26 protein-coding genes are annotated in these 26,419 nt (G+C 59.8%); 23 read left to right on the top strand and 3 right to left on the bottom strand.

Annotation, left to right across the window (positions count from 1 at the left end; genetic code table 11):
* Positions 1-88: 88 nt before the first annotated feature.
* From clpA to holA, 3 genes are all read right to left on the bottom strand, one after another.
* Positions 89-2,389, bottom strand: a complete 2,301-nt coding sequence (gene clpA / locus P0N66_RS05045) for an ATP-dependent Clp protease ATP-binding subunit ClpA (protein ID WP_275802907.1) — start codon at positions 2,387-2,389, stop codon at positions 89-91.
* A gap of 175 nt (positions 2,390-2,564) precedes the next feature.
* Positions 2,565-2,882 carry an ATP-dependent Clp protease adapter ClpS gene (clpS, locus tag P0N66_RS05040; protein ID WP_275802906.1) on the bottom strand — a complete coding sequence of 106 codons (318 nt, stop codon included), beginning with the start codon at positions 2,880-2,882 and terminating at the stop codon, positions 2,565-2,567.
* Between the two features lie 152 nt (positions 2,883-3,034).
* Positions 3,035-4,450, bottom strand: coding sequence for a DNA polymerase III subunit delta (gene holA / locus P0N66_RS05035; protein WP_275802905.1), 1,416 nt, complete (start codon positions 4,448-4,450; stop codon positions 3,035-3,037).
* A gap of 156 nt (positions 4,451-4,606) precedes the next feature.
* Between holA and P0N66_RS05030 the strand changes: the two genes are divergently transcribed.
* The 23 genes from P0N66_RS05030 (at position 4,607) to P0N66_RS04920 (ending at position 26,417) form a co-directional block, all read left to right on the top strand.
* The gene (locus P0N66_RS05030; protein WP_275802904.1) at positions 4,607-5,830 is read left to right on the top strand and encodes an NAD-dependent epimerase/dehydratase family protein; all 1,224 of its coding nucleotides are present in this window, start codon (positions 4,607-4,609) and stop codon (positions 5,828-5,830) included.
* Positions 5,831-6,106: 276 nt separating this feature from the next.
* Entirely contained in the window at positions 6,107-6,658 is a 552-nt protein-coding gene (locus P0N66_RS05025; protein WP_275802903.1) for a TetR/AcrR family transcriptional regulator, read from the top strand.
* A 201-nt stretch (positions 6,659-6,859) separates the two neighbouring features.
* Positions 6,860-8,131 carry a response regulator gene (locus tag P0N66_RS05020; protein WP_275802902.1) on the top strand — a complete coding sequence of 424 codons (1,272 nt, stop codon included), beginning with the start codon at positions 6,860-6,862 and terminating at the stop codon, positions 8,129-8,131.
* A 6-nt stretch (positions 8,132-8,137) separates the two neighbouring features.
* Complete coding sequence (locus P0N66_RS05015) at positions 8,138-9,904, top strand: sensor histidine kinase (RefSeq protein WP_275802901.1); 1,767 nt, start codon at positions 8,138-8,140, stop codon at positions 9,902-9,904.
* Positions 9,885-10,262, top strand: a complete 378-nt coding sequence (locus P0N66_RS05010; RefSeq protein WP_275802900.1) for a response regulator — start codon at positions 9,885-9,887, stop codon at positions 10,260-10,262. Before P0N66_RS05015 ends, P0N66_RS05010 begins: the two co-directional genes overlap by 20 nt.
* Positions 10,263-10,344: 82 nt before the next feature.
* On the top strand, positions 10,345-11,064 hold the full coding sequence (locus tag P0N66_RS05005) for a histidine kinase dimerization/phospho-acceptor domain-containing protein (protein ID WP_275802899.1): 720 nt from the start codon (positions 10,345-10,347) through the stop codon (positions 11,062-11,064).
* A 74-nt stretch (positions 11,065-11,138) separates the two neighbouring features.
* Positions 11,139-11,567, top strand: coding sequence for a response regulator (locus tag P0N66_RS05000; protein WP_275802898.1), 429 nt, complete (start codon positions 11,139-11,141; stop codon positions 11,565-11,567).
* A gap of 163 nt (positions 11,568-11,730) precedes the next feature.
* Entirely contained in the window at positions 11,731-13,038 is a 1,308-nt protein-coding gene (locus P0N66_RS04995; RefSeq protein WP_275802897.1) for a sulfite exporter TauE/SafE family protein, read from the top strand.
* Between the two features lie 13 nt (positions 13,039-13,051).
* Complete coding sequence (locus tag P0N66_RS04990; RefSeq protein ID WP_275802896.1) at positions 13,052-13,738, top strand: hypothetical protein; 687 nt, start codon at positions 13,052-13,054, stop codon at positions 13,736-13,738.
* Positions 13,739-13,994: 256 nt separating this feature from the next.
* The gene (locus tag P0N66_RS04985; RefSeq protein WP_275802895.1) at positions 13,995-16,730 is read left to right on the top strand and encodes a PEP/pyruvate-binding domain-containing protein; all 2,736 of its coding nucleotides are present in this window, start codon (positions 13,995-13,997) and stop codon (positions 16,728-16,730) included.
* Positions 16,723-17,106: a response regulator gene (locus P0N66_RS04980; protein ID WP_275802894.1), complete on the top strand. Its 384-nt coding sequence runs from the start codon at positions 16,723-16,725 to the stop codon at positions 17,104-17,106. Before P0N66_RS04985 ends, P0N66_RS04980 begins: the two co-directional genes overlap by 8 nt.
* Before the next feature lie 476 nt (positions 17,107-17,582).
* A complete protein-coding gene (locus P0N66_RS04975) occupies positions 17,583-18,128 on the top strand; it encodes a CBS domain-containing protein (protein WP_275802893.1) in 546 nt (181 codons plus the stop codon).
* 220 nt (positions 18,129-18,348) lie between these two features.
* Complete coding sequence (locus P0N66_RS04970) at positions 18,349-19,878, top strand: SLC13 family permease (protein ID WP_275802892.1); 1,530 nt, start codon at positions 18,349-18,351, stop codon at positions 19,876-19,878.
* A gap of 120 nt (positions 19,879-19,998) precedes the next feature.
* Positions 19,999-20,382, top strand: a complete 384-nt coding sequence (locus tag P0N66_RS04965; RefSeq protein ID WP_275802891.1) for an SgcJ/EcaC family oxidoreductase — start codon at positions 19,999-20,001, stop codon at positions 20,380-20,382.
* Between the two features lie 8 nt (positions 20,383-20,390).
* The gene (locus P0N66_RS04960) at positions 20,391-20,900 is read left to right on the top strand and encodes a Na+/H+ antiporter subunit E (RefSeq protein ID WP_275802890.1); all 510 of its coding nucleotides are present in this window, start codon (positions 20,391-20,393) and stop codon (positions 20,898-20,900) included.
* 1 nt (position 20,901) lies between these two features.
* On the top strand, positions 20,902-21,258 hold the full coding sequence (locus P0N66_RS04955; RefSeq protein WP_275802889.1) for an MrpF/PhaF family protein: 357 nt from the start codon (positions 20,902-20,904) through the stop codon (positions 21,256-21,258).
* Entirely contained in the window at positions 21,251-21,628 is a 378-nt protein-coding gene (gene mnhG / locus P0N66_RS04950; RefSeq protein ID WP_275802888.1) for a monovalent cation/H(+) antiporter subunit G, read from the top strand. Before P0N66_RS04955 ends, mnhG begins: the two co-directional genes overlap by 8 nt.
* A gap of 64 nt (positions 21,629-21,692) precedes the next feature.
* Complete coding sequence (locus tag P0N66_RS04945) at positions 21,693-21,956, top strand: Na(+)/H(+) antiporter subunit B (protein WP_275802887.1); 264 nt, start codon at positions 21,693-21,695, stop codon at positions 21,954-21,956.
* The gene (gene mbhE, locus P0N66_RS04940; RefSeq protein ID WP_275802886.1) at positions 21,953-22,702 is read left to right on the top strand and encodes a hydrogen gas-evolving membrane-bound hydrogenase subunit E; all 750 of its coding nucleotides are present in this window, start codon (positions 21,953-21,955) and stop codon (positions 22,700-22,702) included. The genes P0N66_RS04945 and mbhE overlap by 4 nt, the downstream gene beginning before the upstream one ends.
* 4 nt (positions 22,703-22,706) lie before the next feature.
* A complete protein-coding gene (locus P0N66_RS04935; RefSeq protein ID WP_275802885.1) occupies positions 22,707-23,096 on the top strand; it encodes a cation:proton antiporter subunit C in 390 nt (129 codons plus the stop codon).
* Positions 23,093-24,643, top strand: coding sequence for a complex I subunit 5 family protein (locus tag P0N66_RS04930; RefSeq protein ID WP_275802884.1), 1,551 nt, complete (start codon positions 23,093-23,095; stop codon positions 24,641-24,643). The genes P0N66_RS04935 and P0N66_RS04930 overlap by 4 nt, the downstream gene beginning before the upstream one ends.
* Positions 24,644-24,681: 38 nt before the next feature.
* A complete protein-coding gene (locus P0N66_RS04925) occupies positions 24,682-26,166 on the top strand; it encodes a monovalent cation/H+ antiporter subunit D family protein (protein ID WP_275802883.1) in 1,485 nt (494 codons plus the stop codon).
* A complete protein-coding gene (locus P0N66_RS04920; RefSeq protein WP_275802882.1) occupies positions 26,163-26,417 on the top strand; it encodes a hypothetical protein in 255 nt (84 codons plus the stop codon). Before P0N66_RS04925 ends, P0N66_RS04920 begins: the two co-directional genes overlap by 4 nt.
* The last annotated feature ends 2 nt before the right edge of the window (positions 26,418-26,419 follow it).

Genomic DNA, 26,419 nt, shown 5'->3' with positions numbered 1-26,419 from the left:
GATGACCGGTGCCACCAGCGGGTTACCTTACCGAAAAAACTGCTTTTGTCAACGGGCAAGAGCAGCCTGGGAGCCGGGGAGGGACCACTCAAGCCTCCGGGGAGTAGTCGAAGGCTGGTTTTTTGCCCTTAATGGTTACTTTGACCTCGCCGCCCTTGCGCAACTGACCGAACAGGATTTCTTCGGTGAGGGTATCGCCGATTTCCTTCAGGATCAGCCGGCGCAGGGGCCGGGCCCCGTACTCGGGGTCATAGCCTCGCTGGGCCAGCCAGGTGCGGGCCGCCGGGGTGAGGCTGATGGTCACCTTTTTCTCGGCCAGCCGTTCCTGCAATTCCAGGACCATTTTTTCGACGATTTGTTCCATCAAAGAGGTGTCCAGCGGGTTGAAAGTGATGATACTGTCCAGCCGGTTGCGGAATTCCGGGGCAAAAAGATTTTTCAGGGCCTTGCCGTCCCGGCCCTGGCTGTCGCCGGTGAAGCCGATGGGCCGTTCGGCCAGTTCCCGTGCTCCGGCGTTGGTGGTCATGATCAGGATTACGTTGCGGAAATCGGCTTTGCGCCCGGAGTTGTCGGTGAGCGAGGCATGATCCATGACCTGCAGCAGAATGCTGAAGATGTCGGGATGGGCCTTTTCCAGTTCGTCGAAGAGCAGAACGCTGTGGGGATGTTTGCGGATCGCCTCGGTGAGCAGGCCGCCCTGGTCGAAACCGACATAACCGGGAGGTGAGCCGATGAGCCGGGAAACCGCGTGTTTTTCCATGTACTCGCTCATGTCGAAACGTTCGAAATGGATGGAAAGGTTGGCCGCCAGTTGGCGGGCCAGCTCGGTCTTGCCCACGCCGGTGGGGCCGGCAAAGAGGAAGGCGCCGGTGGGGCCTTCGGGCCGCTTGATGCCGGCCCGGGAGCGCTTGACGGCGCTGGTTAAAGCGCTGATGGCCTGATCCTGGCCGAATATCTGGCTTTTCAGCATGGTCTCCAGCAGGCGCAGGTGCTCGATATCGGCCCCGGAGGCGCTTTTGGCCGGCACCCGGGCCAGCCGGGAAACCACCTCTTCCACGTCGCGCACCGTTACACTGCGGCGTTTCTTGCACCCCCGGCGCAGGCGGAAGGCGGCCCCGACTTCGTCCAGCACGTCGATGGCCTTATCGGGCAGAAAGCGCTCGTTGATGTAGCGATCAGCCAGTTCGGCGGCGGCCTTCAGAGCGGTGGCGGAATATTTGATCTGGTGATGTTTCTCGTAATGGGGCCGCAGCCCCTGGAGAATGGCTACGGTGTCTGGCACCGAAGGTTCGGCTACGTCGATTTTTTGGAAACGGCGTGATAAGGCTCGGTCTTTTTCCAGGTGGTTTTTGTATTCTTCGTAAGTGGTAGCACCGATACAACGCAGGCTGCCGGATTGCAGGGCGGGTTTGAGCAGGTTGGAGGCGTCCATGCTGCCGCCGCTGGTGGCCCCGGCCCCGACGATGGTGTGGATTTCGTCGATGAAGAGGATGATGTCGGGGTTCTGTTCCACGGCGTTGATCACCGCTTTCAGGCGCTGCTCAAAATCCCCCCGGTATTTGGTGCCGGAGAGCAGGCCCCCCATGTCCAGCAGGCGGATTTCCACCCCTTTAAGCAGATCCGGCACCAACCCGCAGGTCGCCTGATCCTGCTGCCGGTTTTGCCGACTCTGGTAGATTCGCAGGGCCAACCCTTCGGCCAGGGCAGTCTTGCCAACTCCTGGTTCGCCCACCAGCAGTGGGTTGTTCTTACGCCGCCGGCATAGGGTCTGCATGATTCTTTTCAACTCGCTGTCGCGGCCGATCAGGGGGTCGATCAGGCCCTTTGCGGCCCGCTGGCTGAAGTTGACGGTGTATTGCTCCAGGGCTTCGGCGTTTTTGTCCGCCGGTTTGGCCTGGGTTTGGTCCGCCTGTTCATCGGCGCCCGGGCCGCGGGGGGCCATGGCCGGTCCTGGTAGGCCGTCCGGGTGACCATGGGAGATGTATTCCACCACGTCCAGCTTTTTGATGCCTTCCAGGTTGAGAAAATAAACGGCGTAGGATTCCGGTTCCGAGAAAATGGCGGCCAGTACATCGCCGCCGTCCACCTCTTTTTTGCCGCAACTCTGGACATGGGCGATGGCCCGCTGCAGAACCCGGTTGAAGCCGATGGTCTGAATCGGGTCGTGGCCGATGCCTCCGGGCACGCTGGGTAGGCTGGAGGTGAAAAAATCCTCCAGCTTTTCCTTCATCAGGGTGATGTCGCCGCCGCAGGCGGTCAGAATGTCCGCCGCCAGGTCGTCATGGAGCAGGCCGTAAAGGATATGCTCCACGGTGACATGTTCATGCTTGCGGACCTTGGCTTCCCGGATGGCCCGGACCAGGGCCATTTCCAATTTATCGTTAATCATGGCTCAATCTCTTGATTTTATGGTTACGGATAACCCCGCAACTTGGTTGACCTAAGCGGATGGTAAACGCTCAGCTGTGCCGTAGGCTGCGGCAAGCGGCCCGGAGCTGTGTACCCCAAGTTACACAAATCGGGCCGATCATCGCAAGGTGCGGTGCTGCTGAGCGTTTGCCGGGTTACTCCTTTTCAAGGGAGCACTTGAGGGGGTATTCGTGCTTGCGGGCCAGGTTGTGGACCATGGCGGTCTTGGTCTCGGCCACGTCCCGGGTGTAAACCCCGGCCACGCCAACTCCCTCTTTATGGATGTTCATCATAATGCGATGGGCGGTATCGGTGTCGTGTTTGAACACCGTTTCCAGTATGGTCACCACGAAGTCCATGGTGGTATAATCGTCGTTGTGCAGCAGCACCCGGTAGCGGGGTGGCTGGCGTAACTCCTGGTCTTCCCTGGTGACAGCATCGAAATCGGTTTGACCCTGGGACATGTTACTCATCTGCGTTTGCCGTTCCTTTAGTAGCGCGGGGGATATATTGGTTAAATTTTGGCGGCATAAAAATCCTCGCCTTCGGCAAGAATGTTCACCATCGAATTTTATGTTAATCATTTACCGCGAAAATGCAACCGCTGTCGGCAGGACCAGCGGGTTTAGCGGGCGGCGGTCGGTTGGCGGGAAGCAAAAAGCAGGGCGCTTAATACGGCATTTTCCGGCAGGCCGGATCCCTTCAGTCGGTGCTCGGCCTCCAGCAGGGCCCTAAGCAGGGCCCGGAGCTGCCGGGCGGAAAGTTTGCCGGCCTGCAGAAAAAGCTGGTAGAGGGCGTATGGGTGCCCGGGAAAGGCAGGCGGCCAGGCAAAGGCCTCGGGAGTTGGGTGCTGTTCGGCCTGGCTTTCCCAGGCGGCCTTGACCTGGGGCAGGTAACTTTTTTGAAAGGCTGGATAAGCCAGGCCCGGGTTGCAGGGGCGGCCGGCCTGGTCCTGGACGGCTCTGGCCAGCAGCAGCTTGCGGACATGGTTGCGCAGGCCGCCGAGGATGGCCAGAGCGTGCATGCCGCCCTGCTGCAGACGGCCCAATACGATGACACTTTGGGCCAGATCGCCATTGGTGAAGGCCTCGCTCAACTCAAAAATCGCCTCCTCCCGGGTGCGGCCCACCATCTCTTCCACTTCACGGCGACTGATCGTATTCCGGTCGTCGGCATAAAGGGCCAGTTTTTCCGTTTCCATGACCACCGCCACCGGGTGAAAGCCCACCCTTTCCAGCAGCAGCTCCAGGGCGTCGGGTCGCATCTTTTTATCGAAGGGTGCCAGCGTTTCCAAGACCAGATTTTTGAGCAGGGTGGCCTGTTCCTTGCGGGCGGCGGCGTTGCCGCCGGTGTCGACCCCAAGGTCGATGATGACGGCGTGTTTTTCCAGGTATTTGTACAGTTTTTTGCGTTTATCGGCGGTTTCGGCCAGCAGCAGCAGAATCTTGTTCGGCGGCAGGCCGCCTTCCAGGGCCGCCTGCAGTTCCTCACCGGCCTCGCCTTTGCCCGGCGCGGGGGCCAGATCGTCGTTGGCATCCAGATAATCGCCGGCCCAGGCGATCTCCGCCGGCTTGGCAAAGCCAAACAGTTTCTGCCACTGGCTGGCGCTGAGGTCGGTCAGTTGGTCGCGGTGCCAGGCCGCCGGCGGCAGCCCCGCCAGGGAGAGCATGGCCTTGAGCCGGCGAGATGTTTCTTTGGCGTCTTGCCCCGCTCGGGCGGCCTCGGCCTTTTCCCACAGGGTTTTGGCCATTGTTTTGGAGTAGAACAGGCGGGTGTCCACCACCTTGGTTAACTGGCGGCCGCCGAACAGGCTGTAGGTGCGAAGTCGGGCCAGGGTTTTGCCCGGCTCTTCTCGTTCCCCGTCGATGACCGTGAGCTGGTTGGGCCGTTGTTGTTCATCGGGCAGCAGGGCATGTTCAAGGGCCGCCGCCGCTTCCCGGCAGAGAAAACGCTCGCCCACCAGTAGATAAACCGGGGCGATTTCGCCGGCGGCGATTTTTTCGAGCAGTTGGGGCAGGTCCTGGCGCTTGATGGTCGGCATGAGGTTTTTTTAACACAGCTCCAGGTTTTGGGCGAGGGTAAAGGTGGGTCTGCGGCTCTGACCTTGCCCTGCCGGGGCAGGCGTTGGCGTTGACATCCGGGCAGTCATCGACTTATGATGATGAACGCTCGGTCAGTCGTGTGAAGGAGAGCATGGTTGTCGTTGTGGGCGAGGCAGTCAAAATTACTGGTGCTGGGGGTGAGCATGGGACGGGGGGAATTTACCTGCCTGGGCAGCGTGATCAAAACCGGCCTGCTGGTGGGCGGTTCCGGCCTGATCGGCGGCGGCATTCTGCACTATTTTAAAAAGCAGGCCGACTGCGAATTCGAATTGCTGGCCCCCAACAGCAAACAGCTTTCCCTGCGCGACCCCGAGGATATCCGTGCCTGGGTCCGGCGCTTTCGGCCCGAATTTATCATCAACTGCGCCATTACCGCCCTTGATTCCAGCCCGCTGCTGGCTTACGAGACCAACTACCTGGGCACCCTGTATCTGGCCCGGGCGGCCCTGGAGCTGGGGGTCCCATACATTCATTTCAGTTCGGCGGCGGTGCTGCCGCCCGGCGAAAATCTGACCGAAGATGATCGCCTGGAGCTGACCGCGGATTTGCCCAACTACCCCAAGTCCAAACTGCTGGCCGAACTGGCCCTGGCCGAGTTGCACCAAAAGTACGGTCTGGATTATACCAATATCCGCCTGGCGGTGGTTTACGGCGCCCATGATCACAAGGTCCAGGGGTTCCACCGGCTGCTTTTTTCCATCGCCGACCAGACCATGCCCCTGCTCTTTACCAACCGGCAGGCGACCCACTCCTACTCCAACGCCAAAAAAGTGCCTCCCTTTGTTCATCACCTGCTGCGCCACCGGGAAGAGTTCGGCGGCAAGACCTGGCACTTTGTTGATCCCCTGCCGGTATCTTTGAGCGAGTTGATCATCACCATCAAGTCTTACCTGGAACTTAAAAGACCGCGGGAGATTTACCTCCCATACCCCCTGGCCCGCTTCGGCGCCGGCATGATGCGCGGCATCACCCGGCTGCTGGGGCGCATCGGCATCGAGGCCCGGATGCCGGCGGAACTGTTGTTCATGGAAAGCTTTTATCAGACCCAGACCCTCTCATCCCGGCGGCTGCGGGCCTCCAGCTTTGTCGACCCCAAACCGCAAGCCACGGTGTTCACCGAACTGCCCCACCTGTTGGAGTACTATCTCTCCCGCTGGGAGGCCCTCAACCTGATTACTCCCTACAACCAGGATTTTTTCGCCTGCCGTCAGCGAGGGGAAAAGTTCGCTCAGGAGCCACAGCGCCTGTTGAACGAGTTGGATGAGGAGGTGGGTGAACCGATGTTGGGGGATTCAGAAGCGCCCCGGAAAGAAAGCTAAACTGATTCGTCAGTCAAAAAAATATTGACAACCGTTGGCGCCGGGTGTAATTCGTTACTTAGCAAACCGTTACTGACTGATTGCTCAGGTTGTTTAGGGCGGTCGGCGACATTGGTCGCGGCCGGTTTGCCGGTTGACGGCTTACTGTTCGGTGGTGGTCGTGAAATTGTGGTGGTTGCATGGCGTGTAAGGTGACGTTCAGCGTATAGGGTAAAGATGGTAAGGACGCGCAATACCAGAAAAAGCGGGCCCACTCGCAAGGAGGCCATTTTAGAAATGGCCACCGTTTTTTTTGCCGAGAAGGGTTTCCGGGAAACCGCCATTGGCGACATCGCCAGGATGATCGGGGTGGCCGACGGTACGGTTTTTTATCACTATAAGACCAAGGAAGATCTTTTTGTCGCGGTGCTGGAGAAGTTCAAAGAGCAACTGATCCAGGAAAGCCGTGAGTTTCTGGCCGGGCAGGAGTTTGTCGACGGGCTGGCCATGGTGAAAGGACTGGTGGAGTTTTATTTGCATCTGGCGGCGCGGATGGAAGAGCGTTTTTTGTTGTTGCACCGGCATTATCCCTACAAGCTGGCCGAGGAAAACCCCAATTGCCGGCGGCACCTTGAAGATATTTACGATTTTTTCGCCGGCACCTTCGAGCAGGCCATCCGCCGTGGCCAGGAAGACGGTTCTGTTCGTGAGCTGCCGGCCCACAAGACGGCAATGATCATCTTTACCATGGTCGACGGGCTAGTGCGGATCGGCACTTACCGCCTCTACCAGCCGGGGTCGCTGTACGACGAGTTGTTGGACTCGGTCCATCGCATGCTGAGCCGGTAAACGAACAGCCGCACCGCATCTTCAGACGATCAGCCAGGCTTACGTACAAGGGGGTACGCCGCGCCGGGCTGCTTGCCCGAACCTGCGGCACGGCTGTTCGTTTACTGCAGGTTATGTCAGTAGTTATTGGTCCTGGTCAACGCTTTCGTTAGCTAACTGAATCAGGCCGGCGGGTTAATATTTTGCTTGGGTGAAAAGAATATGCGCGATGATGCCAAAGAGCAAAAGGCGGCCGGAGTCGGACTGGCGGTGTTCAGTGGCGATTATTGCCGGGGCGCCGAGGTGGTGGCGGCCCTGCAGCAGGACACCGGTTACCGGGTCGTCGACGGCCAGGCGCTGGTGGCGGAAGCCGCCCGGTTATCGGGGATGTCGCCTGGCGCCATCGAGCGGGCGTTTTCACCCAGGGATTCGGTCTTTGAGAAATTCACCCATGAAAAGGGAGGGGCTTTGGCCTGGCTACGGCGGGCCCTGGCCGAGCAATTGGCGCAACCCCAGCTGCTGCTGGCCGGCAATGTGGTGCACCTGCTGCCTCGGGAGATCAGTCACTATTTAAGGGTCTGCCTGATCGCCGAGTTGCCTTTTCGCCTCCAGCAAGCCATGGCGGTCGAAAACCTGGCGGAAACCGAGGCCCGGCGGCGAATCACCGCCGCCGATACCGCCAAAGCCCATTGGGTCCAAGCCCTGCGGGGCTATGAAGACCCCTGGGCGGCGGAGTTATACGATATGCTGCTACCCATGGCGGAAACCGGGGCAGAGGAGGCGGCGGCGCTTATCAGCCGACAGCTGCAGCGGTCGGCGGTGCAGCCCACCGACGAATCCCGGCAGGCCCTGGCGGATTTCCAGCTGGCCGCTCAAGCCGGGGTAGCCTTGGTGGAAGCCGGCCATGACGGCGAGGTGGCGGCCAGGCAGGGACGGCTCACCGTGCGGATCACCAGAAAGGTGCTGATGTTCAATCGCCTGCAGGATGAGGTTCAGGCGGTGCTGGGCGAGTTGCCGGGGGTGGAGGAGGTGGTCGTGGCGGTGGACCCCCGGGTTCCCGAAGATCGCCAGGCGGAAATTTACCGCAAGCACCATCGTGGCACTCCTTCCAAAGTACTGCTGGTGGATGACGAGCGGGAGTTTGTCCAGACCCTGTCGGAGCGGTTGCTGTTCCGCGATGTGGGGGCGGCAGTCGCCCACGACGGCCAGTCGGCGCTGGAGATGCTCATTGATGATGAGCCCGAAGTGCTGGTGCTGGATCTGAAAATGCCGGGAATCGACGGGATTGAGGTTCTGCGCCGGGTGAAAAAGATTCGCCCCGAAGTGGAGGTCATCATCCTCACCGGCCACGGCTCCGAGGACGACCGGCGGATCTGCCTGGAGCTGGGGGCTTTGGCCTACTTGCGCAAACCGGTGGATATCGACGAGCTGGAGGCCCGGCTGCAGGAGGCTCACCAAAAGGTCCAGGCGCGCCGGGATGCCGGTAAGGCCTGATTTGTAATGAACAGGTGGCCGTTAAAAAAACCGCTGTTTTGGGACCAGGGCGCCAGCGGCGCTGACAACGACCGGCCCCACTTCGACTTTCGCCGGATCTGGAAACGGGCGGTGGTGCTGATGCTCTGCGTGGCCCTGCTGCCTCTGCTGGCCCTGGCCTGGTTTGACTACCGGGTGACCGGCCAGTACAGCGAAAACGAGATAGTGCTGCGCACCGATCGGCTGGTCTCCAACACCAAGCGAACAGTGGCCTTCTTCCTGGAAGAGCGGCAGGCGGCCCTGCAGTTCGTGGTCCGGGAGTACGGCTTTGCCGACCTTAACGATGATCGGCGGCTGGCCGGTATTCTGGCCAACCTGAGCGGTTCCATCGGCGGTTTTACCGATCTGGGATTGTTTAATGCCGCCGGGCGGCAGATTCGCTATATCGGACCTTACGCCCTTAAAGACCGGGATTACCGTGACGAGCCCTGGTTCCGCGAAGTGGTGGCCGCCGGCAGTCATGTTAGTGACGTCTACCTTGGTTTCAGGGAAGAGCCGCACATGGTGATCGCGGTGAAACGGGAAAAGGAGGATGGCTCCTTTTTCGTGCTCCGGGCCACTTTGAATACCGTCTGGTTCAACGAGCAGTTGGCCCACATCCGGGAGAGTAGTTTTGGGGATTCATTTTTGGTGAATCTGGAAGGGGTTATTCAGACCCCGACCCTGAACCATGGCGAGGTGCTGGACCGCTTTCCCCTGGCGATTCCGCCCTATGCCGAAGATACCCGGGTGGTTACGGTCCAGGACCGGCAGGGGCGTGAGCTGGTCATGGGGTATGCCTATATCCCCGGCTCCCCGTTTATTCTGCTGGCTATCGGTGAGAAGGCCGAACTGTTGCGACCTTGGATTTCGACCAGGGTGATGGTGGTTCTTTTTCTGGCCGGCGCGGTGTTGCTGATTGTGCTGGTGACCCTGGGGGTGGCCACCAACCTGGTGGGGGATATCTACCGGGCCGATCGGGAACGGGCCACCGCCTTGCGTGAGGCGGCCCGGGCCAACAAGCTGGCTTCCCTGGGGCGGCTGGCCGCCGGGGTGGCCCATGAGATCAACAACCCCCTGGCCATCATCAATGAAAAGGCCGGCCTGCTGGCCGACCTGTTGACCCGGGCCGGGAAAGAACCGCCGCCCAAGGAGAAACTGCTGAGCCAACTGGAATCGATTCATCGGGCGGTGGCCCGCTGCTCCGGTATTACACGGCGCCTGCTGGGTTTTGCCCGGCCCGGCGAGATTAAACTGGAACAGGTCGAGCTGGCTGAGGTGGTGCGGGAGGTCCTGGAGTTTCACGGTAAAGAGGCGGCCCACCGCAATATCATCGTCGGGGTGGAAATTGACTCGGAACTGCCCGCCCTGAGCAGCGACCGCAACAAGCTGCAGCAGGTTTTTCTCAACCTGGTGGGCAATGCCTTTGCCGCCATGGAGGATGGGGGACATCTCTATATCACCGGCAGCCGCCCGGATCCCGAGCATCTGCTGATCACCGTCACCGATGACGGTTGCGGAATCGCCGAAGCGGATTTGAAGAAGGTTTTTGAACCATTTTTCTCCACCAAGAGCAAGGAGGAAGGCACCGGCCTGGGGCTGTTCGTCACATACGGCCTGGTGCGCGAGCTGCAGGGCCGGATCCGGGTGGAAAGCATGGCCGGCGCCGGCACCAGATTTTTCATCACCCTGCCTTTGCGGAGCAAAGAAAATGCCGAAACCGGCGAGGAACACCATGCGGATTTTACTGGTTGACGACGAGGAGGAACTGGTCTCGGCTCTGGCCGAAAGGTTGCAGCTGCGCGGGATAACCGCCGACTGGGCGACCTCCGGCCGGCAGGCCCTGGAACTGGCCCACCGGCAAACCTATGATGTGGCGGTGATCGACCTCAAAATGCCGGGCATCAGCGGTGTCGAATTGAAAAAGCAATTGGTGGCGGGCTTTCCCGGTTTGCGATTCATTTTCATGAGTGGACATGGTTCACTCAGCACTTTCGAAAGCGGTATCGGGGAAGCTGGACACGCGGACTATTTTCTGCTTAAACCGGTGGATATCAATCAATTGCTTGGCCGGATCAGTGAGTTGCTGGCAACCTCTCACCAGGGTCACTAATCTGCTGGTTTAACGAGCTGCAACGGTTACAGTTGTTGAACTGATTGCCGGAGAGCGGCTGGTGGCGCAACGGAGGAGAAAGATGGCGGCTGAACAGGCGGGCAGGAGCATGGCTGGTGTGCGTTTTTGCGGCGAGGTAAGCGCGGCCGTCAGCCATGAAATTAAAAACGTGCTGGCCATTATCAAGGAAACCGCCGGTCTGTTAGGCGACCACGCCGCCCGGGCGCTGGCCGAGGAGCAACAGTTGCCGCCCGAGCAGGTCCGGGAGGCGACCGGGGCCATCGACCGGCAGGTGCGGCGGGCCGATGGGATTGTTCGCCGTCTTAACCGCTTTGCCCATAGTGTGGACCGGGAGTCGGAGGGTGTGGAGTTGGGCGAGTCATGCCGACTGCTGGCTGAACTGGCCACTCGGCTGCTGGCCGGCCGGTCCGCCACCTTACAGGTTGTTGTGCCGGAGCAGGAGGTGACGGTGCAGGCCAGCCGTTTTCGCTTGCTGCATTTTTTATGGCGGGGGCTGGAATCGGTACTGGCGGCGACTGGCCCCGGCGCCCGTCTGCAACTGGTGGTGTCGGCTCGGTGCGAGACCGCTGGAACCGCCGATGCCCCCGGAACCCCCGGGATTCACGGAGCCGCTAAAACCGTCCCCGGCGGTCACCTGGAGTTGAGTTGGCAGGCGGGCGAGGTGGTCGGTTCGGGTGCCCCGGAATTTCCCGGCCCGGCGGAACTTGAGCTGCTGGCGCAACTTGCGGCGGAGTTTGAGTTGAACCCGGAAGAACAGCGTTTCGTGCTGCTGCTGCCGTGATTGCGCGGTGGCCGCAGCGGTGTATACCCAATCATGCCATAAGGATAACGAGCCCTTACTAAGGAGGACAGGTCATGGCAGAAAAAATTTTATTAATTGATGATGAGGCGGAGTTTGTGGAAACCCTGGCAGCCCGGATGCGCTCCCGGCAGATGGAGGTGAGTACCGCCACTTCCGCCGCTGAGGCCCTGCAGCGCGAGGATGTGGATTCTTACGACGCCATTGTCCTGGACCTGCAGATGCCGGGCATGGACGGGCTGGCGGCGTTGGAGGAAATTAAGAAGCGCAACCCCCAGCTCCAGGTGATTTTGCTCACCGGCAAGGCCACGGTGGAGAAGGGGGTGCAGGCGATGAAGATGGGGGCCATGGATCTGCTGGAAAAACCGGCGGATATCGAAGAGTTGACCAGGAAAATCAAGGAAGCCGGCGACCGGAAGATGGTGTTGGTCACGGCGGCCAGTGAAAAGCAGGTTAAGGAAATTATCGGCAGTAAAGCCTGGTAAAAGGGATTAGCACTAAAATTGGCACAGTACAGGTGCGGTTGGCGCTTTTTTTTAGCGACCAGAAAAAACTGACTGACCAATCAGTTTGATTTTTGCTGGTTGCTCCCGGCGCCAAGCCCGCAAGTTAAACGCAGTAACCATAATTCAAGGAGGGTTGTTAACCATGAGTGCATTCAAACAAGTCGGTCAGTTCATGATGGCCGGCGCCAGGGCCCATGCCCAGTGGGAAAAGTCAATGTCCGACCGGATTCTGGGTGATCGCCGGCGGCTGTTGCTTCTGGGTTTGCTGCTGCTGCCCATCATTCTGGGTGGTGTGGCCTGGGCCGATGAACTGATGGCCTCGTTGCCGGATATTCTCGGCGGCAAAATGGCCTATTCTCCGGCCTTTTACACCCCCACCATCTTCTTCGCCTCCATCGGCGTCGGCCTGGGGGCGGGGCTGATCACCGGCTGCATCGGCGCCGGTGGCGGTTTCATCATCGCTCCGGCCCTGATGAGCGCCGGGGTCAAGGGAATCATGGCGGTGGGCACCGACCTGTTCCACATCTTCGCCAAGGCGATCATGGGCAGTGTGCTCCATCGCAAGCTGGGCAACATCTCGGTGGCCCTGGCGGTGACCTTCCTCATCGGCGCCATCGGCGGCGCCACCGTGGGTGGGCTGATCAACCGGACCCTGTATGAACTTAATCCGGTACTCAGTGATGCCTTCATCACCACGGTGTACGTCTTCATGCTGGGCTTTTTGGGCCTCTACGCGCTGACCGACTTTCTGCAGTCGCGCAAGGCTGCCACCCTGGCCACCGCCGAGGGGCAGGCGCAAAAGGATACCGAAAGCATGACCGCCCTGAGCGAAAAAATTCAGCGGGTCAATATTCCGCCCATGATCACCTTCGATCAAGGGGTGGTACCCGGGGGGCGTAAGATTTCGGCCCTGTTTCTGGTCATCAGCGGCGTCGTGGTGGGTCTGGCCGCCGCCATCATGGGGGTGGGGGGCGGTTTTCTCACCTTCCCGATCTTTGTTTACATCCTGGGGGTGTCCTCTTCCACCACCGTGGGTACCGACATCTTCCAGATCATCTTCACCGCCGGTTACGCCGGCCTGGGGCAGTACGCCATTTACGGCTTCATCTTCTACACCCTGGCCATGGGCATGCTGCTGGGTTCCCTGATCGGCATCCAGATCGGCTCGGTAGTCACCAAGGTGGTGCCGGGTACCACTATTCGTGGCTTTTACGCGGTGGCAGTGCTCTCCGGTTTTGTTAACCGGGCCTTTGCCCTGCCCAGCAAGCTGGCAGCCTTGGGGTATCTCGATATCACCGCCCGGACCGGCTATATCCTGGAGCAGATCGGGATATATCTGTTTTTTGTCGTGATTACCATCTTTTCGGTTTGGGTTATCGGCACCTTTGTGGTCAACATCAAGGCCCTGAAAACCGGACCCTTGACCAACCATTCCAATCAGCAGGTTTAAGGAGGGAAGTAAAATGATTGCCAACAAAAAGGAATTCAGCCTGGGACTGGTGCTGTTTATCGGTTTCTGGGGTGTTTTCGTCGTTCTCATGTCGCCGGTCTTTGCCGGCACCAACCTGCTGGATTACATGGATAACCTGTACAATTCGATTTCCAAGAATTCAGCTTACTACATCCCCGGCGCCCAGGAGCGGGCGGGTGCCTACCAAGGCCGGGAGATCACCTTCGCCGTGGCCGCCAAGGATCAGAATCAGGCGTTGCGGACGGCCAAAAACTTTGAAATGCTCGGTGCCCGGGTGGAGCAGGAAGGCACCACCCTGCAGGTCACCGGCGATATGGGCCGGCTGCTGGTAGGCATCCTGGAGGATGCCGACCGGATGTACCACAACGACGGGGCCGCCATTGTCGCCAAATACGGCATCCATGAGCGCCTGGTGGTGTATGATTGGTGGAATGCCCTGAAGACCGGCCAGGATGACCTTAACCGGCAACACAAGTTCGCCGAGGCCAAGGTCTTTTACGATGCCATGACCCGCGGCGTGGAACCGGCCTATAACTACTACCAGATCGAGGCCGAACCCATCCGTAATAAGGCGGGGACGGTGGTGCTCTCCCTGGCCGGGTATGTCTTTTATACCCTGTGGTTCGGGTTTGCCATCCTCTTCATGTTCGAGGGATGGGGCATCAAACTCGAGCACTAACCTGGAAAACGCGCCGCAGCACCGCATCTTGGGGCGATCGGACCGGCTTGCGTACCTGGGGTACGCGGCGCCGGTCCGCTTGCCGCAACCTGCGGCACTGCGACGCGTTTTCCGCTTGTTGTGGGGGGTTTTTGTTTGCTGGTATTTTGTTGTAGAATTTAGATAAGAGATTTTTGTGGTCGGCCGGCCGAGAATGAGCGTCAACCCGACCATGTCGTTACCCTTACTACGGTTTATTTGCGATTGAAGGAAACCCATGAGCCTTTTTTGGCGCCTTAAGGAATGGCTGGGGTTGGAAGAGAGGCGACCGGTGCTGTCCGGGGAGGAGCTGAAGGTGGCTTTCCGTCGTCAGTATCGGAACTTTCGTTCTTTGCTGACGGCCAACAATAATGCCCTGGAGCTGATGGCTGAAATCGACCAGGCTCTGGCCGGCGGCCGGCCCTTCAGTATGGCCTTTGTCCGCGGGCACTGCACCGCCCTGGGGGCCAATGTGCTCAAGATGATCCATCTGCTGGAGTCCCTGGGGGGTGAGCACTACGGGCGGCTGCGGCCGCCGTTTCAGGGGATTACCGGCGAACTGGAAGAGATCATGACCCGAGAGCCCGAACTGGCCGGGCGTGATTTTATCCTGCCGCTGGCCCAACTGGACCGGCATCGGGCCGATGAGGCCGGGGAGAAAATGGCCAACCTGGGCGAGATCCGTAACCGCATCGGCCTGCCCACCCCCGAAGGCTTTGTTATTACCGCCGCTGCCACCCGCCACTTCTTTGCCGCCAGCAACCTGCAGGTGGAAATCAACCGCCGTCTAACCTCCCTTAATTCCGATCGCCTGGCTGATGTTTACGCGGCCAGCGCCGCCATCGAACGCCTGATTGTCGCGGCCCCTTTGCCCGCCGATCTGGAAGAGCAGATTCTGGAACACCATGCTCGCCTGGCCGGTGAGGAAAAACAAGAAATCCTGGTGGCCATGCGCTCTAGCGCCTTGGGTGAGGACAGCAGCCGCAGTTCCTTTGCCGGCATGTATCGCACCCGTTTGCAGGTTGATGCTGCTTCCCTGCTTACCGCCTACAAGGAGATCGTGGCCGGCAAGTATCGGCCCCAGGCCATGATTTACCGCCTGCAGCGCGGCTTCAGGCACCAGGATGTGATCATGTGTGTCGGCTGCCTGGCCATGGTGGACGGAGTGGTCAGCGGGGTGATGTATAGCCGGCCGCCGGCGGATTTGCGCGGCGACTGGGTGGAGATCACCGCCGCGCCGGGGCTGGCCGACCAGGTGGTCAGCGGTCGGGCGGCCTCCCGGCATTTCCGGGTGGCGCGGGGGGCGTCCCTGGAGGCGGCCCCGACGGACGCCGACAATGAACCCACCATCAAGGTGTTGCCCACCGCCGACAACGGATCGCTCGAAACCGACGGGAAGTTCAATTCACCCGATATAGGGGAAGCGCCGGTGGGCGAGTTGCTGACCTCGGCGCAACTGAGTGAAATGGCCGCCATTGCCCTCCGGCTGGAGGCGCACTTTGGCGCCCCCCAGGATATCGAATGGTCGCTGGGGCATGATGGCCGGGTTTACCTGCTGCAGTCTCGCCCTTTGGGGGGCGCGGGTTTGAGTGGCACCGGCGGCGAAACGGCGCCGGCGAACAGCCGGGGTGCGAAAGCCGGGGATGAATCCCGGCCGCCGGATCAGGCGGTAAATGAGGCCGCTGAGACCAACGATTGGCGGGCCGGGAGCACTACGCCGCCGACGTCCGATTTACTGCTGCGGGGTGGGAGCTGTGTAGTTTCCGGGGTGGCGGCAGGATCGGTGTTTGCGGTGCGGCGGGATGAGGATCTGTTGCAATTTCCCCGGCAAGCGGTGTTGCTGGTGGCTCATCCCCTGCCGGAATGGGCTGTGGTGCTGCCGCGAGCGGCGGCGATTATCAGTGAAACCGGAGAGAGCGCGGCCCACCTGGCCACCGTGGCGCGGGAGTTCGGGGTGCCGGCCATTTTCGGCCTGGCCGGAGCCATGGCCGAACTGGCCCCCGGCCAGGAGGTGACGGTGGATGCCACCGGATTGCGGGTCCATGCCGGCCGGCGGGAGGATTTGCTGTCCCGGGCGGTGCCGCCGCCCAAGTTGATGGTCGGCAGTCCGGTGCATCAGGTGCTGAGCCAGGTCGCCGCCCTGGTTACGCCGCTGAACCTGATTGATCCCGCCTCGCCCTTCTTTCGGCCCGAAAATTGCCGCACCCTCCATGATATCACCCGCTACTGCCACGAAAAGGCGGTGGCGGAGATGTTTGCCTTCGGCGATCGCCAGGGCTTTGCCACCGGAGCGGCCAAGCAACTGGTGGATCAGTCCCCCTTTACCTGGTGGGTGATTGACCTGGAGGACGGTTTTGCCCCGGCGCACGACCCTCAGGAATCCTTCATCCGCCTGGAGCATATCGTTTCCGCCCCCATGCTGGCCCTGTGGCGGGGCATGACCGCTTTCCCCTGGCAGGGACCGCCGCCGGTGAACCTGCGCGGCTTTGGTGCCATCCTCTTCCGTTCCACCATGAACCCGGATTTGGAACCGGCGGTGCGCTCCAACCTCAGTGCCCGGAGCTATTTTTTGATTTCCCGCAATTTCTGCAACATGAGTATCCGCCTGGGTTATCACTTCGCCCTGGTGGAAAGCCACATCTCCGATTTGCTCACCGAAAACTACGTCAGCTTCCAGTTCAAAGGCGGGGCCGCCGACGACCGTCGGCGCCTGCTGCGGCTGGAGCTGATCGGGGAGGTGCTGGGCCGTTACGATTTCCGGGTCTCCCGCAAGGAAGACGCCCTGACCGCCCGGCTGGAAAAGATGGAGGCGCCTTTTCTGCTGGAGCGCCTTAAGGTACTGGGTTATCTGCTGATCCACACCCGGCAGATCGACATGGTTATGGAGGATCCGGCCATGGTGGCCCATTACCGGCAAAAAATAAACCGTGACCTGGAGTCGCTGCTTACTCCGACGAAGGTGAAAAATGTTTGAACCGTTGCAATTGCTGGTCGTCGATGATGAACTGGATTTCCGCGAAACTTTAGCCCAGCGCCTGCGCTTCCGCGGTTTCGGCGTGCGCGCCGCCGCCGATTGCCATGAAGCGCTGGCGGCCATGGCCCGGCAGCCGGCCCAGGTGGTGATCCTGGATGTGATGCTGCCCGATGTTGACGGGCTTGACTGCTTGGCCCGAATAAAAAAACAGTGGCCGACCACCGGGGTGATCATGCTCAGCGGCCATGCCTCGATCACCGCCGGCATGCAGGGAATTGCCGCCGGGGCCAGTGAATATTGCCTGAAGCCGGTGGAACTTAGCGGACTGGTGGAAAAAATCCATATTGCCCATGCCGAAGCCGGGGTGCGAAGCTGAGTGGGCGCCCCCCATGAGTAAGTTTTCGGTTACGATTTTTTTAACAAAATTTTTAGTCACCTTTTAACCCTTCCCAAGGGTACCCTTTGTTGCAGGGCAACCACATGTTTTCTCATTCTTTAGCGGCGTCGCGCCGCTACCCTTAGGCCTCTCCTGCCGGCGTTAAAAAAACTGATCCCAGGAAAGATTATCGGAAAAAACCTCTTGACAGCCGTTTGCGGGGAGCATTAAGAACAGCCCCATACCGCCCGTCAGCTTCACCCGGTGAGCCATCGTCGTCGATGCTTATGGGTTGGTAGATTGCACTGGATGTTGTGTGTCATTTTTTTGGCGACCATCCTGAGTGTTGCCTGGAGGGGGCAACGCAGTCCATCGCAACATCACGCATCAGGCGCCTCATCACACCTTTCCGATGACGGCGTTTTTTATTGCTTATTATTCTACATTTTCATTTTCAACTGCTAAGGGGGGCTGTCATGGCCGCGGAGTCAGAGGGTAAGGAACAATTTCTGGTGAAAGGCTTGGCTATTCCGATGAAGCGCTTTCCCCATGTCCAGGAAGATCGAAGCCTGAGCCAGGCAGTGAAGGTGCTCAAGGAATTCACCTGCGGTGATTACGAGCGGATGCGCTATTCCGAGCTGCTGGTGATCAGCGCCGAGCACAAGCTGGTGGGTCGGGTCAGCATCCAGAGCATCCTGCGAGGGCTGGACTCCAACCTGGCCCAGGCGGTTCAAGTCTATCAGGGCACCCCCGGCGAATTTCCCAATTTGGCCATTCTTTGGGGAGATTCCTTTTTCAACGGTTGCAATGTTCGTTTCGGGCATAACATCAAGGAATTCATGAGCCCGCTGCCGCCGGCGGTGAAGGAAAACGAGTCGGCCTTGAAGGCGCTGTCCATCATGCTGACCCAGAATGAAACAGTGTTGCCGGTGATTTCCGAGGATGGGGTAACGGTAACCGGGGTGATTCGCCTGGAGGAAATTTTCAATGCCGTGGCCAAGCGCTGCGATATCGACGCGTAAACGCTCAGCAATACAGCATCTTGCGGCGATCGGCCCGGCTTGCGTACTAGTGTACGCGGCGCCGGTCCGCTTGCCGCAACCTGCGGCACTGCTGAACGTTTACGGCTTGATAACGCAGGTTTATAGGTTTGTTTAGTCTGATTTAAACGTTTGAGTTTTTTATATTATTAAGTTTTGGCTTGCCGGGGTGACCGTCGGCAAGGGAGAGGGTGTGAGTATCATGTCTGACACAGCGCAAAACACGCAAAACAGTGGTGCCGACGAAAAGGTTGGCCTGGCGGAGCAGCCCAGTCGCTTCAACCTGTTTCAGTTGTTCTTTATGTTCCTGGGGATCGGAATATTCCTCTTGGTTTATTTTTCTCCTCCCTGGCCCGCCGCCGTTGATCCCATGGGCAAGGAATTCGTGTTGTCGCCGCAAGGCAAAGCGGCCTTGGGACTCTTTCTGCTGGCCGGCATCTGGTGGGTTTTCGAGGTGCTGCCCATCGGGGTGACCGGGATCACCATCGGGGTGGTGCAGGCGCTGTTTTTCATTCGCCCGGCCAGTGACGCCTTCAAGGATTTCATGGATCCCTCGGTGCTCTTCATCTTCGGCTCCCTCATCATCGGCGCGGTTTTTACCAAGGTGGGGATCACCAAACGGATGGCCTACAAGATGCTGGATATTGTCGGTGAGCGCACCAGCATGATCTACCTGGGCTGTTTCGTGGTCACCGCGCTGCTTACCCATCTCATGGCCCACACCGCGGTGGCGGCCACCATGTACCCGCTGCTGCTCTCCATCTACGCCCTTTATGGTGAGGGTGATCGGCCCACCAAGTTCGGCAAGGGGCTGTTTATCGGCATGGCCTTTGTGGCCGGGGCCGGCAGTATCATCACCCTGCTGGGCGCGGCCCGGGGTATCGTGGCTTTGGGTTTTTTCTCCGAGATTGTAGGGCGCGAGATCAGCTTCTTTGAATTGACCCTTTATATGGCACCGGTGGGCTGGCTGATGGTCTTCCTGCTCTGGGGCTTTTTCATGATCTTCTTCAAGCCGGAGAAGGCGGTGATTCCGGGGCTGCGAGAAAAGGCCCGGGAGCTCAACGCCGCCATGGGGCCCCTGAGCCGGGATGAAAAACTGGCGGGGATCATTGTTCTGGGGGTTATCGCCTTCCTCTCGCTGCAATCATTTGTGCCTGCCTTGGAGCCTTTCAACAAGGCGGCGATCCTGCTGGTTTCCACCATCCTTTTCTTCGTTTTAAAGATTCTTGACCTCAACGATCTGGAAGCGGTGCCCTGGAACATCATTCTGCTCTTTGCCGGCGCCATGAGCATGGGCTTTTGTCTGTGGCAGACCGGAGCGGCGGAATGGCTGGCCATCAACTGGCTGAGCTTTTTCCAGAATGCCCCTTCCATTGTCTTTATTCTGGGTATCGCCTTCTTTGTCATGGTGATCAGCAACTTCATCATGAACGTGGCCGCCATCGCCATTTCGGTGCCGGTGGCCCTGGTGGTGGCGCCTTACCTTGGGGTGGCCCCCGAGGTCATTGTTTTTGCCGCCCTGGTAACCGCCGGCATGCCTTTCATGCTACTGGTGGGCGCGGCCCCCAACGCCATCGCCTACAACTCCAAACAGTTCACCAGCGGTGAGTTCTTTGCCTACGGCATCCCCGCTTCCATCCTGCTGATGGCGGTGGTGGGGCTGGCGGTGATTCTGATCTGGCCGCTGATGGGCATGCCCATTACCATCGCCCCGGAGGCGGTGGCTCCCTGATTTGCAGGTATCAGGCGGCAAGACGGTGGTTTCATCTTAGGATGAGTAGTAACGAATGACAAACGTAGGGGACGTTCATAATCGTATGAACGTCCCCCTAAAAAACCAAAGAGGTGCGCCATGAAACAGCAAGAGGAAATCGCCGCCCTGTTCGACGAGTGGAACCGGGCCCTTCAAAGCGGTGATCCCGACAAGGTCACCGAGCTTTATGCCCTCGACGGTATTCTGTTGCCCACCGTGTCGAATAAGGTGCGTCACAACCATGCCGAGATCCGGGATTATTTCGTCCACTTCCTGGCCAAGAACCCCAAGGGCGAGATCAACGAAAGCAATATCCGCATCTACAATGATATCGCCTTCAACTCCGGGATCTATACCTTCAACTTCACCCCTGCCGGGGAAGAGCCTTTTGCCGCCACCGCCCGCTTCACCTTCGCCTATCGCCGGCAGGGGGATCGCTGGCAGATCATTGAACATCATTCATCCCTGATGCCGGAGAAGTAGGCCGCATTATGTCTGCCATCATTACCTTCTGCGTGATGTTTGCTTTCTGGATTGTGATGTCCGGAAAGTTCGACCTTTTTCACCTGACCATGGGCTTGCTCTCCAGTGGCCTGGTCACCTGGTTGTCCCATGACCTGCTCTTTTCCGGGCATACCAAGAAGTTTGGCGGCCTGATGGTGGAAATCGGCCGTTTTCTGCGTTACGTGGTCTGGCTTTCCTGGCAGATCGTGATCGCCAATATCCATATTGCCGGGCTGGCCCTTTCGCCCCAGGCCCGGGAGATCATGGACCCGCACGTAGTCAGCTTCAAGACCGTGCTGAAAACCGACTTTGCCCGCTTTGTGCTGGCCAACTCCATCACCCTGACTCCGGGGACGGTGACCATCCGCATCCAGGATGACACTTTCTACGTCCACGCCATTACCGCCCAGTCGGCCGGTGACTTGGCCGGGGCCGGGGATGGACCCGGCGAGATGGAGCGTTGGGTGGCCTGGGTATTTGAGGGAGGCTCGCGCTGAGATGGAACAGTTTCTGATCAGCATCGGGGTGGCGCTGCTGCTGTTGATGCTCATGAGCCTCTTCCGGGTGGTGGCCGGTCCCACGGTGATCGACCGGATTCTGGGGGTCAATGTCATCGGCATCAAGACCGTGGTGCTGATCATCATTGTCGGCATCCTGGACGGCCGGGTGGAGATGTTCATCGATATTGCCCTGGCTTACGCCCTGCTTAACTTTATCACCACCATCGCCGCGGCCCGTTTTTACCAGCGCCAGAGCCAGCCCGCCGCAGCCGATGCCGAGGAGGCCAAGACCGCGCCTTCGGCCCCGCCCACGGCGGAAAATCCGCCGGCCGGCAAGGAGGGTTCCCATGCTTAATGCCGTGGTGATTTTTTTGATGGTCAGCGGTTTCATGCTCTTTTTTGCCACCACGGTCGGCCTGCTGCGATTTCCGGACTTTTACACCAGGGTCCACGCTGCGGGTAAGGGAGACACCCTTTCTACCGCCCTGCTGCTGGCCGGCCTGATTATTTATTACCTGCAGGACTTCAGTGGCGAGGCGCTGCTGACCGCAGTCAAGCTGTCGTTGATCGTATTTTTTGTTTTTTTGGCCAGCCCCACCGCCACCCACGCCATCATCGACGCGGGTTACGAGGCCAAGGTCCCTTACTGGACCAAGCGTAAGCCGTCGGCCGACGGCGAACCCTACCCCGGGCCGGAGCGGCGCCGGGAAGACCGGCAGATTTAAGTTTAAGTAAGGCGGCGCCCGGGGTTAAACCCGTGTGAGCGCCGCACTGGTAGAGGAACCTGTAATGACCTGGGATGCAAGCCTGCTCTGGCAGTTTGATCTGCTGATTTTGCTGATGATGGTGATTTGTGCCATCGCCGCCCTGTCGCTGAAGGATCTGGTCAGCTGCGCGGTGGTCACCGGCGCTTACAGCTTCTTGATCTGCCTGATGTGGACCGAGATGCTGGCGGTGGACGTGGCCTTTACCGAGGCGGCGGTGGGAGCGGGTATCAGTACGGTGCTCATCCTGGCCACCGCCCAGTATATCAAGCGGAGGAGCAAGGATTGAAGCGTCTTACCCTGGTCATCCTGGCGATCTGCGCCCTGATCATGCTGGCTGCTGCGGTGGATCTGCCCAACTGGGCCGATCCGTCCTCGCCGGCCAGCACCCATCTGTCGCCGGACTTTCTCGAACAGGGCTACGGCGAGACCGCCACCCCCAACATCGTCACCGTGGTGCTGGCCGACTACCGGAGTTACGACACCATGTTCGAGGCGGTGGTGGTCTTTGCCGCCGCCCTCATCGTGCTGGTGGTGCTGCGCCGTACCCCGCGCCAGCGGAGTAAGATGGTGCAGCATCGACCGGTCCGCGAGGGGCGGGACACGGTGCTCAGGGGGGCGGCCCAGTTGATCATCCCGGTGATGCAGATCTTCGCCCTCTACGTGGTGGGCCACGGGCACTACAGCCCCGGCGGCGGCTTCCAGGGCGGGGTTATTTTCGGGGCCAGCTTTATTCTGCTGGCGCTTTGCTACAACCTGCAATTCACCATCGACCGCTTTAAGGAGCAGGCGGTACTGTTCTGCGTGGCCGGTGGGGTTTTGCTCTACGCCGGGGTGGGGGCCATCTGCCTGGCCATGGGCTGGAATTTCCTGGGCTATGCCGGACTGGCCGGCATTCTCGGGGTCAGCGAGGTCATGGCCCGTTCCCACGGCATCCTGTTGGTGGAAGTGGGGGTTGGCATAACCGTCTTTTCGGTAATGATGTCCCTCTATTACGATCTGGCATCAGGCGGCGATCTTGATGAAGGCTTATAGGTAAATGGACGAAATATTTCATTTCATAATCGGCAAGTACAACTACTGGGCTTCCCTGGTGCTGCTCTTTATCGGCTTGTACGGGATGATTGCCAAGAACAACCTGATGAAGAAGATCATCGGCATGGTTATCTTTCAGACCGCCATCCTGCTCTTTTTTGTTTCCATCGGAGCCAAGCGGGGGGCTACGGTGCCCATCATCGAGTTCGGGCCGGACAAGCTGCCCCTGCTGGATGCCACTGCCTACGCCAACCCGTTGCCCCATGTCCTGATTCTCACCGCCATCGTGGTGGGGGTGGCGACCCTGGGTGTGGCCTTGGCCATTCTGCAGAAGATCCAGCGGGTACACGGTACCATTGAAGAGGATGAAATCCTGGAGGATCAGCGCCGATGATGATCGACCAGGCTCCGGCCCTTATCATTATAGTCCCTCTCTTTGTCTCTCTGGTGCTGACCCTGGCCGGTTCACTGGGGCCGCGGGTGGCCTATGGCCTGTTGCTCTGCGGCATGGCCGGCTCCCTGCTCTTTTCCCTGCTGGCTTTGGGGCAAGTGGTGACGGACAACCAGGCGATCCATTACCGCATGGGTGACTGGCCGCCGCCCATGGGCATCGAGCTGGTGATTGACCACCTAAGCGGGCTGGTGCTGGTGCTGGTCTCCGCCTGCGCCCTGCTCACCGCCATTTACTCGCTGCGTACCGCCGCCGAGGACAATCCCGACCGGCTGAATCATTACTATGCTCTGTTTGCCCTGCTGGTCACCGGCCTGCTGGGTATGACCGCCAGCGGCGACGTGTTCAACCTTTACGTCCTGCTGGAAATCTCCGCCCTTTCCAGCTACGGCCTGCTGGCCCGGGGGCGGGGACCGGCCTATTACGCAACTTTCAAGTATTTGATTGTCGGCACCATCGGGGCCTGTTTCTATCTCCTGGGGATCGGCTATCTCTACATCATGACCGGGTCGCTCAACATGCTGGACCTGGCCGAGATTATTAGCCGGCCGGAGTTGCAGGACTCGGTGAGCATCAAGATTGGCTTTTCCCTGATGATCCTGGGGGTCTGGATCAAGATGGCCCTGTTCCCCCTGCATGCCTGGCTGCCCAACGCTTACAGTAAGGCCGGCATTACCACCGCCTGCCTGATCGCCCCGCTGATGACCAAGGTCAGCGTCTATATCATGCTGCGGATTATGTTCACCGTTTTTTCTGTCGACTATATCTTCGACTCCATCGCCTGGAGCCAGGTGGTTATTTATCTTGCTTCGGCGGCGGCGGTAATCGGCATGATCACCGCCCTGGCCCAGCGTGATCTGCGGATGATGCTGACCTATATCGTGGTGGCCGAGATCGGCTACATGACCGGCGGGGCCTGGGTGGCCAACGCCGCCGGCTACACCGGCGCGGTTTACCATATCCTGGCCGACGGCCTGATGACCCTGTGCCTCTTTATGGCGGTGGGGGCGGTGATTTACCGCACCGGTCAAACTTCCCTGGCGGCCATGCAGGGGATATTCAAGCGGATGCCCATTACCGCCGTGGTGCTGGTGATCGGGGCGGCGTCGATTATCGGTATTCCGCCCACCTGCGGCTTTTTCTCCAAGTTCTACCTGATCCAGGGGGCGGCCCAGGCCGGCGCCTGGGTCTTTGTGGCGGCCCTGCTGATCGCCAGCCTGGTGGCGGCGGTGATGTTTTTCAAGATGCTGGAGATCGCCTTTTTCGGCGACCTGAAAGCTCTGGAGCAGGAACCCGGCGGCGGCCACGGCCACGGCAGCCATGACGGCCATGACGGCCATGGAGCCCTCCCGGCGGTGGCCCGCCAGGAGGCACCCTTGAGCATGTTGATTCCCATGGTCATTACCGCCGCCAGCCTGATCATTCTGGGGCTTTACACCAAGGAAGTGGTCAACTATTTCATCGGCTGGTCAATCCCGGCCGGTTTTTAACGGCGGTTTGCTGAACTGCGAGGTAACCACAGCTTAAGATGTTTTCACCCTCATTTTATCAAATAGCCCCGGTGATCGCCCTCTGCGCCTCGCTGGCCGCCGTGCCCCTGATCGCCATCAGCGGTAGCCGGCCCAACCTGCGTGAGTTCTGGACCTTCCTGGCCGCCGGCATTAAGTTTGCCATGGTCTTTGCCCTGGCCGGCTGGGTGCTGGCCGGCAATGTGGTGGAGGTGGAGCTGATCCGGGTGCTGCCCGAGCTTTCCATCGCCCTGCGGGTGGACAGCTTCGGCATGGTGTTTGCCTTGGTTTCCTCCTTTCTCTGGATTATTGCCGCCACCTACACCATCGGTTACATGCGGGGGCTCAACGAGCATGCCCAGACCCGCTTCATGGTCTGCTTCGCCCTGTCGCTGTGTGCCGCCATCGGGGTGGCCTTTTCCGCCAACCTGCTCACCATGTACATCTTCTACGAGATGCTTTCGCTCTCCACCTACCCGCTGGTGGCCCATCACCAGGACCGGGATGCCCTGGGCGGGGCCCGCAAGTACCTGGCCTTTCTGCTGGGCGGTTCGGTTGGCCTGGTGCTGCCGGCGATGATCGTTATTTTCGCCATTGCCGGCACCCTGGATTTTGCCGACGGCATCCATGCCGGGATCATCCCCGACGGCACCGGCACCACCCTGGTGGTGATTCTGTTCTTTGCCTGCCTCTTCGGCTTTGCCAAAAACGGGATCATGCCCATGCACGCCTGGTTGCCCGGCGCCATGGTGGCCCCCACCCCGGTTTCGGCCCTGCTGCACGCGGTGGCGGTGGTCAAGGTCGGGGTTTTCTGCACCACCCGGGTGATGCTCTATGTCTTCGGCATCGACCTGATGGACGAGTTGAGCCTGGGGGTAATCACTGCCTACATCGTCTCCTTTACCATCGTCACCGCCTCCATCATCGCCCTGACCAAGGACAACCTCAAGGCCCGGCTGGCTTACTCCACGGTGAGCCAGCTCAGCTACATCGTGCTGGGGGTGGCGCTGCTCTCGCCGATGGCGATACAGGGCGGGCTGATTCACATCGTCAACCACGCCTTTGCCAAGATCACCCTATTTTTCTGCGCCGGGGCCATCTACGTGGCCACCCACAAGAAAAATATCTCCGAGCTGGGCGGCCTGGGGCGGGTGATGCCCTTTACCTTCGGGGCCTTTGCCGTGGCTTCGCTCTCCATGATCGGGGCGCCGCCGGTGGGGGGCTTTGTCAGCAAATGGTACCTGCTGGTGGGGGCTCTCGATGCCGGCCAGATCGCCATTATCATGGTGCTGCTGGCCTCCACCATGCTCAATGTGGCCTATTTTGCGCCGGTGGTCTATCAAGCCTTTTTCGGTAAACCGCCGGCCGGTGAAGTGCTGCCGACGGGAGTCAGGGAGGCGCCGCTGATTATGGTGGCCCCCATTGTACTCGCCGCCGCTATTTCGCTCTTTATCGGGATATATCCCGAGTTGATGATGCAGTTTGTGAGAATGGTGATGCCATGATGCTGGTCCGAATGATCGATTATCTGCGGGAGCGGCCCCTGCTGGTGCGCCGTTTCTGCCTCCTGGTGGTGGCCGGGGTGCTGCTCTGGGACGCCCTGCTGCTGGATAAGAGCTACGCCCATATCGCCCTTGAGCATCTGCCCGGCTTCTGGTCGCTCTTTGGCCTGATCGGCTGTGTGCTACTGATTGTCGTGGCCAAGGGTCTGGGCGCCCTGGGGCTGCTGACCCGTGAAGATTACTACGACCGGTAAGA

This window comes from Desulfurivibrio dismutans, from assembly GCF_029210385.1.
Taxonomy (GTDB): domain Bacteria; phylum Desulfobacterota; class Desulfobulbia; order Desulfobulbales; family Desulfurivibrionaceae; genus Desulfurivibrio; species Desulfurivibrio dismutans.
Note: the sequence above shows the minus strand (reverse complement) of the source record. Positions and strands in the feature narration are given on the sequence as shown.